Genomic DNA, 14,232 nt, shown 5'->3' on the forward strand with positions numbered 1-14,232 from the left:
TCGCGAAAAGATAATCCCTAGAGTGCGTGACAGTTTAGTTCAAAGTGTACCGGGTGAATTAAATCATTACATTTGTTTACCAGACTTCTTTAAATCTCCGCGCGTTGCTGGCCGTATAAAGTACGGTGTGCTGAATATTCTTATGCCCAAGAAAATCCTGAATCAACCGAGTATCTATCCCGCGGTCGGCCAGCGCGAATCCACAACCATGTCGCAGCATGTGAGGATGGGCGTTAACCTCCAGACCAGCCAACTCGCTGTAATTACGCATTAACCAATAGATACGCTGGCGGGATAGATGATTCCCTTTCTCGGAAAGGAATAACCAGTCGCTGTCGGCGCCTCGATAAGTACGTCTGACCTTTAACCAGGCGCGTAACGCTTTATGTTCTTGGGCATATAAAGGATGAATGGTGGAAAAGCCGTTTTTCAGGCGATGGATATAAATGCTTTTACCCTCCAAATCGATATCGGAAAGGCGCCAGCGGTTGATCTCACTGACGCGACATCCGTGGATAAAACACATCCAAATCAAACAGTAATCGCGTTCGGCATGTTTACCATGCTGAGTAGCTCCTAGCAGACGCGCAACTTCGGAAGGAGTCAGATGCTTGCGATTATTCATAGTGCCTCACTGTGACTTTACTAAAAAATGTGCAGGGCTATTCATCCTTTTACATACCTACAAGATTCATAGGATCGCTGATGCAAGAGTTGCTACAGCTTCAACCTATCCCAGAATCAGTATAGCGGAGAGGAAAAAAGACAACAGCCATGGAATTGCTAAGGATATCCGACAAAAAAAAAGAAACGCCATAGAAAAGCCAATGATCTATGATTTAAAGGGTTATTCTTTCTTAAGTGTGAGATAAATCCGAAAAAACTCATTCTCAATGTAATGAAATGCTCTATCAATAATGAGTGCAGAAGCCAACGCTGGATTGATATATTATATCTTCATAACATTCTTATCCATGACTGCATAATAGGTTAGAGGTGGCTATATATACGATAGTAGACTCAACCTAGATTGGATGAGTCTAACTATTATAGATGAATTAAATAAACTGCTTTTCAAGCAGATTTTAATTATATTCTGATCGAACGAAAACGCCCCGCGTTACTGGCTGTATAAATTACCGTATTCTGTATATTTTTATGGCCCAGATAATCCTGGATTAAGCGAGTATCGATGCCGCCATCAGCCAGCGCATAGCCACAGGCGTGGCGTAACATATGCGGATGCACGGGGACATTCAGTCCAGCAAGTTCACCATACTCGCGAAACAGGCGATGCATCTGCTGGCGAGAAAGCCGCCCCCCCTGGCGTGAAAGAAACAGAAAATCACTGTCTGCTTCAAGATATTGCGGGCGCAGAGCCAGCCAACTGACCAGAGCGGAGTGCTCACGCGGCTGGATCGGATGTTGGACAGAAAAGCCATTTTTCAGGCGATTAACGTACAATTTTTTGCTAAGTAAATCCAAATCTTGCAGGCGCAGATTACAGAGTTCGGAGACGCGCAATCCATGAATGAAGCAAACCAGCAACATACATTTATCGCGGACGGTATTCTTATGCTCAGGAATTGCATCAAGTAAACGCTGTACTTCATCCATGCTCAAAAACTTACGATTGGTGTTAGCCGACATGCGGTATTTCCCTATACACATTTTTCCAGATATTGGATTTAACGACATAAGAAAATTCTGGTCAAGCTACAACCTGATGCTCATCATAACTTTGTGGAATAAATCGAATTTCAGCGGGTTTAGTGCCATTAATTCATTTCACATCGTAGTAATAACGTGTGGGACAGTCTGTTTTTTCAACAGGCAATTCTAACATCGGTGCTTTATTTAACCACGCAAACCGTAAGCTAGACTCACCATTTGATAGAAGGAGGGGGTGATCGTAGATGCTCTGAAGTAAGGAAATAGGGAGTTATCGAAAACGCTTGGGGTATGCAGAGATACCCCAATAGAAGAGTTAATCAGGCTTACCTTAGACGGTCAAACCCCCGTCAAGGATCAGGCTTTGGCCTGTCATATAACGGCTATCATCTCCGATGAGAAACGCGGTGGTACGCGCTACTTCGCTGGCTTTGCCCAGGCGGCGTAGAGGGATTTGCTTGCGCAGCGCCTTCAGCGCCTCCGGCGGAATGGCCTGCGTCATCTCGCTTTCGATAATCCCGGGCAGCAGACAGTTCACCCGGATACCAAAACGGGCCACTTCCAGCGCCAGAGATTTCCCCAGGCCGATCATCGCCGCCTTACTGGCCCCATAGGCCGTTTGCCCGATGTTGCCCTTGATGCCCGTCACCGAAGACATCAGCACCATCGCCCCTTCCCCCTGCGCCATCATGGCGGGCAACAGGTGCCGATTCCAGTAGAAGATGGCGTTGAGGTTGGTGTCGATCACCTGCCGCCAGCGCTCCCCGGTTTGCTGGATATGCAAACCATCCTGCGTGATCCCGGCGTTATGGATCACCGCAAAAGGCGCGCCAAGGCGAGCCAGCAGTTGTGGAGCCACAACATCCACTGCCTGCTCATCGCTGCCGTCACAGACACAGCTCTCCACCAACCCCGGCAAACCCGCGCAAGCTTCTATAACTGCCGACTCCGCCTCAGAGCCACTACGGCAGGTGAACACCACGTTCCACTGCCTGGCCAACTCCTCCACCAACGCCCGACCAATCCCCCGGCTACCGCCAGTCACTAACACCCATTGTTTAGTCATAGGATCACTGTTGCGCGTCGACCAGGCTTTGACACAGTTCACCCAGCGTCATATTCGGCTTGTCGATGAACATTTCGGCAGTCAGCGTGGCCCCAAACTCACGTTTGGCCAACACCATCAACTCCACATAGTCCAGGCTGTCCAGCTTCAACTGATGCAGCGGCATCTCTGGCGACAGATCGCTCATTTCGAGATCTTTGGCATCGCAAATCATTTCAGTGACGGTGTAATAAACCTGTTGATACTTTTCCATGATGAAATCCCTGTAGTTAATTGTCGGCCAATGGCCATGTTTTTAAGGTCACCGAGGTGACGAGCAACGGATACTGCTGCGTTCTGGCCTCGATCACCGCACGTAGCACAAACCCGTTGCTTCTATCCCCAATAATCAGCATCGGCTGGATGTGGTAATACAACCGATCTTCGGATTCAAACAGCGCCGTGGGGGTAAACAAACGGGCGCTGAAGTGAGTTTCATGGTGCGTTTGCACCACCGGGATCTGGGCAAACACGTCGATCAACGTGGCGGCCCGGAGTTCAGGTAATGCGGTGGCTAGCGCCGCCAACGTTTCCGGAGACTTGACCAACAGTTGGAACAGCAGGGCATCGAAAAAACTCCACGCCTGCGTGGCTTCCAATGCCTGCCCCGGGAAGGGCTGGCAAAGCGCCATCACCTCGGCCACGGTCAGCGCATGTTCGTGATTGCAAGCCGCCAGTTCCAACGGGCGGCCCGCAGCCAGCTTGCTATTGAAGCAGTTTTTCTGCGTCGCGCAATCCAACAACTCGCCGGTGATCTGTTTGCCGTTAGCCCCAATCAGCAAGTCATACGGCGTCTGGCACAGCACCGGCCGACGCATGCGGGTACTGAATACATAAAAGTCATGTTCCGGCGGGCTTGCAAGCAGCGCCGCACTCAACAGACGTTTCATATCCAGCATTGCCCGCATCCCGTGAACGCTCAATTGATCGGCCCCCATTTTGCGGACGTGTTGCAGATCAAAGTGGATCGGGTTGTAGTCACCGGAAAAGGCGGCCCACTCCTCGGCATCGCGCAGGGTGTAGTTGAGGATCATGCTCATGCCTGCCCAATGACCAGCGCCGCGTTGGCACCACCGAAGCCGAAGCTCAGATTCAGGATGTTCTGCAATTTGGCCGGGCGGTGCCCTTCACTGATGTAATCCAGATCGCACTCCGGATCGGCATTTTTCAGGTTACAGGTGGCTGGCATCAACTGATGCTGCAACGCCTGCAGGCAGATAATGGACTCAAAACTGCCCGCCGCCGCAATCAGGTGTCCAGAGTAAGACTTGGTGCTGGAAAGCGGCGTGCGGTAGGCCGCCTCGCCAAAGGCCAGCTTGATTGCCTGGGTCTCATTCAGATCGTTGAGCGGCGTGGACGTGCCATGGGCATTGATATAATCGATATCTTCCGCCGTCACCCCAGCCTGGTACAGCGCGTGCTGGATGGTTTTCACCCGGGCAATCTTGTCTTCCGCTGGCGCGGTAAAATCAAAGGCATCGGAGTAGTTGCCGTAGCCTTTGATCTCCCCAAAGATCGTTGCCCCACGCGCCAGTGCGGCTTCGCGCTCTTCAAGACACAGTACGGCAGCTCCCTCAGACAGCACAAAGCCGTTACGATCGAGGCTAAAGGGGCTGCAGGCCTTGCTAGCATCGTCCTGTTCACTTGCCAGGGCGCGCAGAATATCGATGTTCCACACGGCTGCATCGGTACGCAACGACTCACCGGCACCGGCCAACATCATCGACGCACGGCCGCTGCGGATCACCTCGGCCGCATCACCAATGGCGATCGTTCCGGTGGCGCAGGCGGCAATCGGGCTATTTTGATAACCACGCAGGCCCCAGAACAGGCTGCACGCTGCCGTAGCCGCATTCGGCATGGACAGGAAGCAGCCAAACGGTGAGCCCAACCCCGTACGCAGATAGCCTTCGTAGTTAAGATGGGTTTCATCCTGACCCGCCCAGCCGCTGCCGATGATAGTGCCGCAGTCCAGCAGATCGTAATACGCCGCCGGGCTCTCACCGTGGAAGGCCATCTCCATCGCTTCGCGGGCCGCCCCCAGCGCAAGACGGGCAAAACGTGGCAGACGACGGCGGATCGCCGCCGGGACGCCCTTCAGGCTGGGTTCATCGTCGATCACGCCGAAGAAACGTGACTGGATCCCCTTGGCAGACATATCGACATGGCGATAGCCCAGTTGATAATCCATGATCGCTGCCCAGCTTTGCTCGGCATTCATCCCTAATGGTGTGACCGCACCGAAACCTGTAACCACCACGCGACGTGGCAAAGCATCTTTATTCATGACTTCATCCTGTTATATCACCGTTTTTTCCACACCGCCGCCCAACGCCAGCCACAGTTTCATGGTGGCATTGAGGTAGTTGTACTGTAGATCTGACAAATTGGTTTCGATGGTCAGCAAATCGTCCTCGGCATCCAGCAAGCTCTGGAAAGAGACCGCCCCCGCCTGGTACTGGCTTCTAGCCAATACCAGCCGCTGCTGGCTAAGCTGCAGATTCTGTTGCTGATTGATTTTTTGCTGTTGATAGCTGAGCCGTTGCGACATGGCGTTATCCACGTCGGACAGCGCGCTATAAACCTTGCTGCGGAAGACGATCGCCGCCTGTTTGACGTCAAGATTGGATTTCTCAATGGTCAATTGCACCGTGTTCCACTGCACAAACGGCAGCGCAGCGTTGGCTCCCAGCGTCCTGACAGGATTGCTGAACCATTGAGAGAAAATGCTGCTGGCAGAGCCGAGTGACGCAGCCAGTGACAGCGATGGATAGAAGCTTAAACGCTCCACATCCGAACCGGCCAGGGCTGCTCGCAAACGCCCTTCCGCCGCCTTCACGTCTGGACGGCGGGCAATGACCTCAACCGGCAGCACTTTGGCAATTGGCACATCCTGATTGATGTCCAGCGAGCTGCGCTCTGCCTGGCGATCGGTGGGCGAACGGTTAAACAGGATCGCCAGCGCATTACGGTTCTCTTCCCGCTGCTGTTGCAACGTGCGATAGGTGTTCTCGCGATTAAGCAACGACTGTTTCGCCTGTAACAGATCGAGCTGTCCGGCAGCACCGGAAGCATAACGTGACTGCACCAGTGCCAGCGTCTGCTGGCTGATTTCCAGGCCCGCTTTCTGCTGTTTTATCTTCTGGTTAAGGTTGGCGATCTGCCAATAATACTGCGCCGTATTGCCGATCAGCGTTAGCGCGGTGTTTTGCCGATCCTGCTCCGTGGCTTCAGCCTGCCACTGCGCCTGTTCTCTGGCACGTGCCAATTTCCCCCACAGATCCAGCTCATAGCTCAGCGACAACGTCGTGCTGTAAGACTCCGTCGGGGTGGTATTGCTACGCAGGTTCTTACTGTTGTTGGCGTTACCCTTAACTGAAACATCAGGCGTTAAGTTGGTATCGGTTAACCCGGCCGCCAATCGGGCCTGCTGGAGCTGTATGCCCGCGATGGCCAGATCGTTGTTGCTGGTCAGCGCGCGTCCGATCAGCATCGAGAGCTGTGGATCCGCGAAGTTATCCCACCAGTGGTCAGTGTGTTGCAGATAGCCAGAACCGGTATCCTGCACTCGCCACTCAGCGGGCACCGACAACATTGGCCGCTGATAGTCGCTTTTCGTCAACGAGCCACAACCGCTCAGCAGCAGGGGCAACAGCATCACCAGAGAAAGTTTGTTGTTCGTCATTCGCGTGCCAGCGCCTCCGTGGGATGAAGACGTGCCGCATTGCGCGCCGGGAAGAAGCCAAAACCCAGGCCGATCAGTGCAGAGAACCCGCAGGCAAGTACCAACGGTGGCCAGGTAAAGATCATGGTGAACTCTTTGGTTACCCACGAGAAGATCATCCCGGCCAACCCGGAGCCAATAATGCCGATCAGCCCGCCAAGCGAGCAGATCACCATTGCCTCAATCAGGAACTGGCGCATAATGTCCGCTGGCCGCGCACCGACCGAAAGACGAATGCCAATCTCGTGGGTACGCTCGGTGACCGACACCAGCATGATGTTCATCACACCAACGCCTCCCACCAGCAGTGAAATCCCGGCAATAGCGGTGATCAACAGATTCATCGAATCCGACGCCTTGCGGATGGCCTGCGTCATCTGATCGTTGGTCTGGGTGTAAAAGTCACGCTGGCCATGAGCCTGTTCTACTAGTTTTTCCACGCGTCCCTGAACCTCATTCGGTGAAAGCCCGTCACGTACACGCAAGGTCATGGACTCGATCGGCATATCACCGGACATACGCTCCAGCAGCGCGGTATAGGGCATCCAGGCGCCCAGCATCATGCCGCTGAATTTGCCGCCTTTACGTTCGGCAACGCCGATCACCCGGTAAGGCGTACCGCCAAGCTGGATGATTTCCCCTTCTGGTGTTTCATCCGTTTCAAACAGCGTATCGCGTAATTCCGGATCAATAATTACCACCGGTTCCCGCTCGTCCAGATCGCGCTGGGTAAAACCGTTACCAGAGATAAAATGCAGGCCCTGCACGCGGAAATAGGCATTGCTGATGCCAGAAATCGCCACCGTAACCTCTTTGCCACCGCGCACCGCGGTAACCGCTGTGCTGACCACTGGCGATACACTGTCGACATAAGGCTGGCGAGCCAACAGTTCTACATCGGAAACCTTCAATGCGCGCGCAAAGTCAGGGCGCACTTTCCCTCTCCCTTCACCAGGGCGGATTTCCAACGTACTGTTGCCCAGTTGGCCGATCTCCCTGAGAATATTTTGCCTTGCACCCTCACCCACCGCCATCGACGACACCACGGAGGAGACGCCGATAATGATGCCCAGCATCGACAGGAAGGCTCTGGCACGGTGCCCCATCAGCGCACGCCAGGCCATCTTGATCGCCTCTTGCACGCTCTGCCAGAACGGGTTACGCCCAGTAGCAGCAACCACCGGCAATACGGGACGGGTTTCCAGTGGCGCAACCGCTTCATTGCACCGATCGGCAATAATTTCACCGTCGCTGATTTCGATAATACGCTGCGCCTGATTGGCGACATCCCGATCGTGAGTGACGATAATGATGGTGTGCCCCGAGCGATGCAGAGAGTGCAGAATCTCCATTAACTCCTGCCCACTGGCGCGATCGAGCGCCCCCGTCGGTTCATCGGCCAGAATGATTTCGGCCCCGTTCATCAACGCTCGGGCAATACTGACGCGCTGCTGTTGCCCGCCGGAGAGCTGCGCCGGTTTGTAGTTCATCCGCTGTTGCAACCCAAGCCGGGTAAGCAGGTATTCAGCCCTCGTCTGACGCTCCGCCGCTGGCATGGCGGTATACAGGGCAGGAATGGCGACGTTTTCGCTGGCGCTCAGGTACGGCATCAGGTGATAGCGTTGGAAAATAAACCCGATGTACTGGCTGCGTAATTGGGCCAACTGCTCACTGCTGGCGAGTTGGGTGGAGATCCCCTTGATCTGCATCTCCCCCTCGGTTGGCTTATCCAGGCAGCCGATGATATTCATCAGCGTGGATTTCCCCGAGCCGGACGCCCCCACGATCGCCACCATCTCGCCAGGCTGGATGGATAGGGAGACATTTTTCAGCACCGCTACCGTCTGCAACCCGGAGACAAAATGACGTGAGATCCCGCTCAGTGAAATCAGCGCAGGGGTTGGCTTAACCATTGCTAGCGCTCCCCATCAACACCACGCGGTCGCCCTCTTTCAGTCCTTCTTTCACTTCGGCAAACTGGCGGTCGTTCAAGCCGATGCGAACCCATCGTGATTCAAGCTGTTTGCCGTTCATCACCTGCACCTGATAACGATCTTTACCCTGTTGTTCACCAAAGGCGGCCACCGGGACACGCAGGGCGTTCTTCGCCTGCTCGGTAATGATAAATACCTGAGCGGTCATAGAGGTACGCAGCAGACGTTTGCTGTTGGCAATGGCAAATACCCCACTGTAATACACCGCCGAGGCTTGCTGATTAGAGGAACTGGACGGGTTATCTTCCCGCAAAGCGTCGCTTGGCGCTTCCTGGATCGAGCCCATCACGCTTTCGTAACGCTGCTTGGGATCGGCCACCACGTAGAACCACAGCGGTTGCCCCACGCGTACCTTCAGGATATCGGTCTCTGAAATACGGGTGTGTACCGTCATGGTATCCACATCCGCCAGCACCAGAATGGTCGGGACGGTCTGTGACGATACGATGGTCTGCCCTTCCTTGGTGACGATCCCCAGCACTTCACCGTCGATCGGCGCAACGATGCGGGTAAAGCCCAGATTGGCCTTGGCGGTTTCCAGCTCCATCTGCGCCTGGACGATCTGCGCATCGTTGACCTTCAACTGGGCAACCTGGGTTTGGAACTGCGCCTGCGCCTTTTCCAATTCGCTTTTCACCCCAGAACCATCACGATCCAGCTTTTGCTGACGCTTCAGTTCCTGTTGATACTGTTTAAGCGTTGCCTGGGTGACTTGTTTTTGTGCTTCGGCACTTTGCAGGGCTGCCTCAGATTTACGCAGTGCGTTTTGTTGCAAGGTCGGGTCGATTTCCGCCAGCAGTTGCCCGCGGGTGACACGATCGCCCTGCTTCACATACAGCTTTTGCAATTGTCCGTTAACCTGGGCACCAACGCTGACCTGCAGTGCCGGTTTAAGAATGCCGGTGGCAAGCACGGTTTTTTCGATATCGCCACGGGTGATCTCTTCGGTGTCATAGGTATGATCCTGCGCTGGTGTCGAGACGTACCAGACGATCGCGCCGATCAAGGCCACCAGGCACAGCAAGGCGAGCATTACCAGACGGCGAGCCTTGCCAAACATCTTCAGCTTCATCAGCACACCGCCGTAGTCAGTGTCGGAGATGTTTCGACGCTGGCCACATGGCCATTGCTCACGCGGAACACCCGATCAAACATCGGTAATACGCTCTCGCTGTGCGTCACGGTGATCAACGTTTTATGCCGTTCGCGACAATGCGCCAGCAAGGTGGCCATCACCTGATGCGCCGTTTCTTCATCCAGATTGGCCGTAGGTTCATCAAGCACCAGCACCGGGCGATCGCTGTACATGGCCCGAGCCAACAGTAGACGTTGGCGTTGCCCCTGAGACAGCCCAGCATGGCTTTCACGGATCAGGGCATTCAGGCCGCCCGGCAATTTCTCGATCACCGGGGCAAGATTCAGCCCCTCCAGCGAGCGCTCAATCTGCCGATGCTTTTGCTCATTAAAGTTCTCATCAAACAGCGTGATGTTTTCCAACACCGTGGCATTGAACAAGATGTCCTCCTGGCTTTGCAGGAAGAACAGCGCATGCACCTGCTGATAATCGAGCGGCTGACCATCCACCATGACGTCCCCTTGCTGTGGTGGCATCAGGCCGGTCATCACCTTCAGCAAGGTGCTTTTACCCGCGCCAGATTCACCGATAATGGCAATGCTTTGGCCCGGCGTGAGCGACAGCGAAAGATCGTGCAGCACCGGTTGCTGGGCGTCATAGGCAAAGGCAATATGGTGATAACGCAGCAGCGAGGTGAACGACGGGATGGGCGCAGGGACCGCATCATTGCCTGGCTCCGGTGCAGAACGTGACGGAAACAGATCCCGCGCGCGGGTATCAATCACGTTCAGCTGATTCTTTTGCAGGATGGAATAGAAAATTTTGGTGATGTAAGAGGTGAAAATTTCACGCACAAAGCTATAGGCAAAGAACTCCCCGAGCGTGATAGTTTCGTTTTTCAACAACGGCAGCGCCAGGAACATAAACAGCACCATCTCCAGGCTGCCTATCAACTGATACAGGCTGCTTTTGACCTGCTCGTACATTCTCTGTTGCTGGCGGCAGGTAAACAGCGCCAGGGCATATTTGGCAAACAGGCCCTTGCGTTGACTATCGAGCCCAGCAGACTTGATGGTGGCGAACCCTTGAATGCTCTCCAGGATAAAGTCGCTCTGATCGGCCGTTTTGACCTGCATTTGCTGGGTAAAATAGCGGTCACGATAGATGGCCCAGATGCTAACCAGCCCCATCAGGGTGACACTGATACCAGACACCATGGCCAGCAGTGGACTCATGTAGCACATCACCGCTAGCGCGATGGCACCGATGATCCAGTCGGTACGCAGGCCGTTATCCAGCTCGATTTTAATGCCCGAGGCCATCTGCCAACTGGCAAAGCGGCTAAACACGTCACCTGGTGCACGTTTATCAAAGAAGTTCAGCGAGTTACTCAGCAAGCGCGAGAAGCCCGCCACGCTGTTGACCACCACAAAGCGTTTAATAAATCGCTCGGTGATCCAGCGCACGCCGAAGGCCAACGTGGTCGAAACGACAAACGCCAGCAGGAAGTAAAAATAGGGGAAATCTGTTTTTCCCGCAGAGGAAAAGACCTGGTTGATGGCGCTACTGACCATCGTCGGCATGATAAACAGGGTTAACGAGATTAGAAACGCCAGTATCATCAACCGGTAAATGCCGGGGATACGTGCCGTTTCTTTCAGACTCATGGTGTCGAACATGCGAAAGCGCTTACTGCGCTGCACGTTGGCCAGCGCCTGCGGATCGGGCTGGGTTTCATTGTCCAGCACCAGCGCAAAACCGCTGATGTCCAGCTTTAGCGCATCGATAGGCAGGAGTTGTTGGCCGATACCCGGATTCATTACGCAGACATGGTTGCCTTTACGGTAGGCCAGCACCACGTAATGGCTGGCGCCATAATGCAAAATGGCGGGCAGCGGCAGTTCTGCCAGTTCGTCATGCTCAAAAGCCACGGGATAAGCGGGCATCGCCAATTCGCCCATGATATCGCACAGCCTGGCCAGCGAGGTGCCATGCTGCGAGGCCGGATAGCGTTCGCGCAGGCTTTCCAGCGAGACATCAATCCCCTGGGTTTCCGCCATCATGGCGATGCAGGCCAGCCCACATTCATTCGTTTCGCCTTGAAAGACCAGCGTCGGGATTATCTTTTCCATGATCTGACTTCTTCAATTTCCGGTTTATTCATTGATAAAAAATAACGAATGTGCGTGCCATAACAGCCAGTCCTCGGGGTGGCGGACGATCGAACTCTCAACAATTTCCGGCAGCCTGGCCTTCACACTGCGCGCCGGCATCGGCGGGTCAATGTGGATTTTTATCTCTTTGTCGTAATACAGGTAATAAAACACCACCTGCGCCGACAGCGCTCGGGCAATGCGGATCACGCCGCTGTGCAAATTGGCCGGGCGATCAAACAGACGACAACTGAGCTTTGCCGTTTGCGCCGTATTGGTATTGACGGTGTAATCCGGCGAGATATCCGGAAAAATCATGATATTGCGTTGATGATCGGCCGCTTCCATAATCGCCCCCATCAGATTGCCGGCAATTTCACGGTTATCATCATGGATCGAGCAGTAGGACAGATTAACGCCCCCTAATTCCCGCGCCTTGGCGTGATACACCTCCACGCTCACGGAGACAATGGCCGTCGCCTTTCCCGGAAATACCCCCGCACCGACCATACCGGCCAGCACGTCAGAGAGCATATGCAGCGGTGCCAGCACCACTGGGTGCCCAGCCTGATGCAAAGGCTCGACGACCGCATTAAGTTCTGCCTGGCAGCGAGCCAGTTGAGCTGCGACCTGAGGGCTCTGACCGTAGGTTGCGGCCAGCTCCAGTAAACGGCGGCGCTGACTGGTGCGGGCAAAATTCCCTTGGTAGTCAGCCCCGAGCAGGGATTGCTTGTTCGCCTCGGCCACAAAGGCGCGCCGACGATCTCCCCGGTTACCTAATCGCAGCCAGCGGCCCAGTGCCGCCAGCCCAAGGAACCAACGGTAGCTGCCATGGCGCAGCAGCCAACAAACCGTCTTGCCGTATGCCCTGCGCAAGGGCAACAAAACGCGAGCAATGCCTGTGAGCGCCTCTCTCCACGTCAGATATATCCATACGGCAAATAAACGCATTATTTCTCCAGCGGTTTATCATTCTGCAACAATGACAGCAGATGATCGGCAAACTCAGGGAAATCGCGATCCTGCACGGCCATCCACTTTTTGTTGACGATAAACGTTGGGGTCGCCCTGATTTTGTAATGCCCGGATACTTTGGTCATATAGTCCAGTAGCTCTGCTACCTGCGGTGTCTGGCTTGCCTTGTTATAGGCATCAAGATCGATACCGTTTTTCGTTAACCATTTATCGCGATTGACCGGGTTACTTAAATCAATTTTACCTTTGATAATGGCGTTATAAGCGCTCTCACGGTGCTGTGGTTCAATGCCCATCACCGTCAGCGTGGCAAACAACGGGGCAAAGCTCGCCAGGCCATCATTGTTTTGGTTGGCGATATGCACACGGACCAGTTGAGTCCCGGCGGGCATCCGCGCTTCCATCTTGGCAACATTCTCTTCGTTCAAGGCGCAATAGTGGCAGCCGTAAGAGAAGATCTCGATAATCGTATTATCCGTGTTTATCGGGCTGGTTTTAACGTCGCTCTCGCTGACCATGGTCAGAGCCTGTTGTTCAGGACCGGCATTCTGATTCAGCACAAAATAGTGGAAATAAGCCGTGGTGATCAGCGAAGATATAATAATAACCAAAAGGGTATAGGCGAAAAGATAAAAGGGCTTCTTGAACATGAGCGCTACGTCCTAAATTACATATACCCAATATCTTTCAAGGTTGCATGTGAATAATCACAAACCTTAATGTATAAGGGTAAATCGATTAGCACTTAATAACGGAGGGATATTGATTGTTTTAGTCAGGCAGGCTGCAATAATCCTTGCAGCAGTCACATCCCTGTCCATTAAAAATGCACGAGAATCAAACAGGCTGATGCGATAAACCTCACCGCACCAGCACTGGCATCAGTCCCTGTCAGACAGGGAACCAATGTTTACATTATGGCTGGGCAGGGCAGCTGCTCAGTGGAACTGGCTTGCTGTCAACGCTAACAACCTTGCCATCTTTGTCTACACAAGTGGTAACCGCATTACAAGTAGTTGGGGTAATGTTTACATACTCAACGCTACAGGTTTTGCAAGTGCCGCCAACGATTGTGCTAGCTTCAGAAACGTTTAATTTTTTCACAACATCATCCTTATATAAAAGTGAAATAAATAGCCCTAGTTATGTCTATCATCAACGATAGAACAAATCTACGCTCAATATAAAGGCACGATAACCCATGCCTTTATTAAAGCGCAGAATAGATGATATTTATTAACTTCTCTGTTACGGCGAGGGCAAAGATACCGTGATCTCCAAAGCAGATCAATGGTATTTTTATTGATAAATATTATATAAGAATTATATTACGGAATTATTGATAAAGGAGTATTCTTAGAAAAAACAGGTTCCACACTCTAAAAAACAGGGTTAAACCCTATCGTTATCGCATTAATTAAAAAAAGCCAAATACAGGATCATTCTTACCTCATAAGAATAATCATACCTTGTGAGTGGAAAATTTTAGATAAAAAACGGACGCTTTCCAGCTTAGTCAACGGCTCTGGCGGATG

At 53.2% G+C, this 14,232-nt stretch carries 13 protein-coding genes; all 13 read right to left on the reverse strand.

The window, feature by feature from the left end; genetic code table 11:
• Positions 1 to 76: 76 nt before the first annotated feature.
• Entirely contained in the window at positions 77 to 625 is a 549-nt protein-coding gene (locus ACMV5H_RS03385) for a tyrosine-type DNA invertase (RefSeq protein ID WP_039995509.1), read from the reverse strand.
• A 464-nt stretch (positions 626 to 1,089) separates the two neighbouring features.
• Positions 1,090 to 1,650, reverse strand: a complete 561-nt coding sequence (locus tag ACMV5H_RS03390) for a tyrosine-type DNA invertase (RefSeq protein ID WP_094982140.1) — start codon at positions 1,648 to 1,650, stop codon at positions 1,090 to 1,092.
• A 352-nt stretch (positions 1,651 to 2,002) separates the two neighbouring features.
• Positions 2,003 to 2,737, reverse strand: coding sequence for an SDR family oxidoreductase (locus ACMV5H_RS03395; RefSeq protein ID WP_094982141.1), 735 nt, complete (start codon positions 2,735 to 2,737; stop codon positions 2,003 to 2,005).
• A gap of 4 nt (positions 2,738 to 2,741) precedes the next feature.
• Positions 2,742 to 2,990: an acyl carrier protein gene (locus ACMV5H_RS03400; protein ID WP_414821461.1), complete on the reverse strand. Its 249-nt coding sequence runs from the start codon at positions 2,988 to 2,990 to the stop codon at positions 2,742 to 2,744.
• Positions 2,991 to 3,006: 16 nt separating this feature from the next.
• Positions 3,007 to 3,816, reverse strand: a complete 810-nt coding sequence (locus ACMV5H_RS03405; RefSeq protein WP_414821462.1) for a hypothetical protein — start codon at positions 3,814 to 3,816, stop codon at positions 3,007 to 3,009.
• A complete protein-coding gene (locus tag ACMV5H_RS03410) occupies positions 3,813 to 5,063 on the reverse strand; it encodes a beta-ketoacyl-[acyl-carrier-protein] synthase family protein (protein WP_414821463.1) in 1,251 nt (416 codons plus the stop codon). Before ACMV5H_RS03410 ends, ACMV5H_RS03405 begins: the two co-directional genes overlap by 4 nt.
• Positions 5,064 to 5,075: 12 nt before the next feature.
• Complete coding sequence (locus ACMV5H_RS03415; protein WP_414821464.1) at positions 5,076 to 6,461, reverse strand: efflux transporter outer membrane subunit; 1,386 nt, start codon at positions 6,459 to 6,461, stop codon at positions 5,076 to 5,078.
• The gene (locus ACMV5H_RS03420) at positions 6,458 to 8,413 is read right to left on the reverse strand and encodes an ABC transporter permease (protein ID WP_414821465.1); all 1,956 of its coding nucleotides are present in this window, start codon (positions 8,411 to 8,413) and stop codon (positions 6,458 to 6,460) included. Before ACMV5H_RS03420 ends, ACMV5H_RS03415 begins: the two co-directional genes overlap by 4 nt.
• Positions 8,406 to 9,566: an efflux RND transporter periplasmic adaptor subunit gene (locus ACMV5H_RS03425; RefSeq protein ID WP_094982143.1), complete on the reverse strand. Its 1,161-nt coding sequence runs from the start codon at positions 9,564 to 9,566 to the stop codon at positions 8,406 to 8,408. The genes ACMV5H_RS03420 and ACMV5H_RS03425 overlap by 8 nt, the downstream gene beginning before the upstream one ends.
• Positions 9,566 to 11,701 (reverse strand): peptidase domain-containing ABC transporter, encoded by a 2,136-nt coding sequence (locus tag ACMV5H_RS03430; RefSeq protein ID WP_059199752.1) that lies wholly within the window; start codon positions 11,699 to 11,701, stop codon positions 9,566 to 9,568. The genes ACMV5H_RS03425 and ACMV5H_RS03430 overlap by 1 nt, the downstream gene beginning before the upstream one ends.
• Before the next feature lie 24 nt (positions 11,702 to 11,725).
• Positions 11,726 to 12,673: an ABC transporter gene (locus ACMV5H_RS03435; RefSeq protein ID WP_414821466.1), complete on the reverse strand. Its 948-nt coding sequence runs from the start codon at positions 12,671 to 12,673 to the stop codon at positions 11,726 to 11,728.
• A complete protein-coding gene (locus ACMV5H_RS03440; protein ID WP_059199750.1) occupies positions 12,673 to 13,347 on the reverse strand; it encodes a DsbA family protein in 675 nt (224 codons plus the stop codon). Before ACMV5H_RS03440 ends, ACMV5H_RS03435 begins: the two co-directional genes overlap by 1 nt.
• A gap of 265 nt (positions 13,348 to 13,612) precedes the next feature.
• A complete protein-coding gene (locus ACMV5H_RS03445; protein WP_071926037.1) occupies positions 13,613 to 13,801 on the reverse strand; it encodes a DUF4762 family protein in 189 nt (62 codons plus the stop codon).
• Between the last annotated feature and the right edge of the window lie 431 nt (positions 13,802 to 14,232).

The sequence above is a fragment of the Serratia sp. N21D137 genome, assembly GCF_047530005.1.
GTDB classification, from domain to species: Bacteria; Pseudomonadota; Gammaproteobacteria; order Enterobacterales; family Enterobacteriaceae; genus Chania; species Chania fonticola_B.